3 protein-coding genes are annotated in these 3,073 nt (G+C 46.9%); all 3 read right to left on the bottom strand.

Annotated elements, in window-relative coordinates; genetic code table 11:
- Window positions 1-148: 148 nt before the first annotated feature.
- Window positions 149-2,269 (bottom strand): type IV pilus secretin PilQ, encoded by a 2,121-nt coding sequence (locus JKY90_03190; protein MBL4851273.1) that lies wholly within the window; start codon window positions 2,267-2,269, stop codon window positions 149-151.
- A gap of 54 nt (window positions 2,270-2,323) precedes the next feature.
- A complete protein-coding gene (locus JKY90_03185) occupies window positions 2,324-2,932 on the bottom strand; it encodes a pilus assembly protein PilP (GenBank protein ID MBL4851272.1) in 609 nt (202 codons plus the stop codon).
- A 2-nt stretch (window positions 2,933-2,934) separates the two neighbouring features.
- On the bottom strand, window positions 2,935-3,073 hold a 139-nt coding region (pilO, locus tag JKY90_03180; GenBank protein MBL4851271.1), incomplete at its 5' end, for a type 4a pilus biogenesis protein PilO.

The raw sequence follows: 3,073 nt of genomic DNA, 5'->3' as shown, positions 1-3,073 counted from the left end.
GGCCAACTAAAAAAATATTTTGAGAAGAGTTTTGCAGCATAAATACACAACTGATTATTGCCGCAAAGTATAACCCAAAGTATAGCTGGGTGAGCAGCGCACCGCTGAATCGCTACGCTGTGACAGAAGACTCTTTAAAAGATAATGCTTAGCGAGTAGTGTGCAGGCCGTCTTTAAGAATCTTGGGCGTGACAAAGATCAACAGCTCTGATTTATTATTGGTACGTCCATCCCGCCGGAACAGGCGACCCAGCACGGGGATGTCGCCAAAGAATGGTACTTTGTCAATATTCGTGTTTGAAGTTTCTTCAAATACGCCACCAAGAACAATAGTTTCACCATTCTTAACCAATACTTGTGTCTGGAGTTCGTTGGTGTTAATACTTGGCACTCCAGCAGTCTCTTCTCCTACGCTATCGTTTGTTACATGTAGATCCATAATAATTCGATCATCCGGCGTAATTTGCGGTGTCACTCTCAAGCTCAATACGGCTTTTTTGAATGAAATCGATGTGGCACCACTCGATGATGCCTCCTGAAATGGTATCTCGGTGCCTTGCTCAATCAAGGCCTCTGTTTGATTAGACGTGATTACTCTGGGCGATGAAATGACCTCGCCTCGGTCCTCTGCTTGCATGGCTGTTAATTCAAGATCAATCAAGGCGCCAAAAGGCAGCCTCGTCAAACTGAAGCCAATCGAACCAAAGGAACCAGGAATACCCAAGTCTGAGTTTAAGCTATCGCCAATCACGTTATTGCCGAGATCATTCGCGGTGGCATTATTCAGGGTATCAAACGCGTTAGTGCCTCCTCCAGAAAGGAGTCCACCGCCATTGCCTGAGTTAAGACCACCCGCCAAATCAGCAGTGATGCCAAACCTGGCACCAAGGTCTTTACTATAATTATCATTCGCAACAACGATGCGTGATTCGATTAATACCTGGCGAATGGGGATATCCAGACTCAGCAGTAGCTTACGTATCTGTTCAAGCTTATCAGCCGTCTCATTAACCAGCATTGTGTTGGTTCGTTCATCGACCGTCACTGTGCCACGCTCGGACAGCAGCGATGAGCCGCCGCCTGCAAGCAAGGCGGCAATATCACTGGCTTTGGCATAATTGACCTGAATTAATTCAGAGCGTAACGGTGCCAATTCAGCAATCTGTTGCTTGGACTCGAGTTCTTGTTGTTCGCGTGCCAATATTTCATCGGCCGGGCCAACTAAAATCACGTTACCGGACTCACGCTTATCCAAACCCTTTGTCTTCAAGATAATATCCAGCGCCTGATCCCAGGGCACATTGCGTAAACGCAGGGTAATATTGCCATCGACTGTATCACTGGCCACCATATTGAGATCGGTGAAATCAGCAATCAACTGCAATACGGCGCGAACAGGCACATCCTGAAAATTCAATGAAAGTCGTTTGCCGGTATAACCAAAACGCTCTTTCTGTAACTCTTCTTTTTTGGCTTGCGAGGAGACTTCGGCGACTTGCACCGAAAATACCTTGTCAGATTGATAGGCTAAATGCTCGTAAAAACCTTTGGCAGCGATCACCATGCGCACATTACTACCTATAGAGGTGGTATCAATAGTCTGTACCGCAGTCGCAAAATCGACGACATCGAGGCGCTGAGCCAAACGTTGAGGTAACGCTACATCAATGAAATCGACAATAATTTTGCCGCCTTCTTCACGTACATCGAAGGTCACCCCAGGGTCAGATACTTCAACGATAACAATACCTTCACCGGCAGTACCACGGCGAAAATCAACATTGGTGACCTCGGCCGCTGCGACTGCAGTGTGACGTGTTGACGAGCTTGCAATCAAAGCATTGCTATCGCCACGCCCACCTAAGGTAATAACAACATCATTGCCCTGTACATCAAGATCATAGGCCACCATTTCAACCAAATTAAGCACAATGCGAGTTCTGCCCCCTGCCTCAACAGTCGTCACACTCTTGGCAACACCAACATTAATTGGCAATGATTTCGCTTTAAGCTGGCTAGTCGTATCGACCAGGTCAATCGCAATGCGCGCAGGGTTATCGATGGTAAAGCTTAGCGGCTGAGGCATGGTGCCATCAGTTGTGAGTGTTATTTGAACACGATCACCAGACAGGGAGACAAAGGAAATGTCTTCAAGCACACGGTCTGCAGCAATCGCGCTACCACCAGCGATCAACAAAGCACCCAAGGAAACCAATACGGCGGAAACTAGCACCGTAGTATAGCGTTTAAGATTAGACCTCACCCTCATTTCGAGCAAAGCCCTAGCCTGTTTTATTATCTTCATTTACCTACCCTCAAGAGATTACGAAGCTTCCGCAAGAGCAATACTGGCTTCACGCACCCGCCAATCACCCAAGCCATCGACAACCAATTCTCGCAAACTTAGCTGGCCTTCGGTTACATCGACAATTTTGCCGAAATTCTGACCAATATAATTGCCTGTTTTTACCCGATGCACGATCTTGTCAGGATCACTGACTATCGCCCACAGTTCATTATCTAACTCTAAAGTACCTAACATATTTAATGAGTCAAGCGGGTATTGCTCGAGCAATTCTTTGCGCCGATCAAAGTCGGGGCTGATGCCACGTGGTCGCACAGACTGCTGCACAACACCATTTTCAGTAATTATCTGCTGAGGAATACGTTCCGTTACCCAAGCGGCAAACGGATCTTTCTCTAACGCCGCATCATAGGCAAAGACTTCAAAAGGTTTGAATTGCGGCAGGGGTTCAATACGCCCTTTTTGTTGGCTCTTAACCTGGGCAACGTAATTTTGTAGATCAGTAGTATCGCCACCACCGCAACTAGCAACCAGGACTGCCGCCAAAAGGGCTGCTAGTCTGAATACTCTAAACAAATATAGAGACAAATCTGACCCAGATAACAATGACGAAAAAGCCCTAGTCATAGCTACTCCTCTGCCTCATCATCAATATAACGGTAGGTCTTGGCGGTCACTTCCATAGAAAGGTTGGTCGACTTCTTATCAGTACTGCCACCTTTGATAGAAAAATTATCCAGCGTGACAATACGGGGTAGCGCCGCCACG

Source organism: Gammaproteobacteria bacterium (assembly GCA_016765075.1).
Lineage (GTDB): Bacteria > Pseudomonadota > Gammaproteobacteria.
Note: the sequence above shows the minus strand (reverse complement) of the source record. Positions and strands in the feature narration are given on the sequence as shown.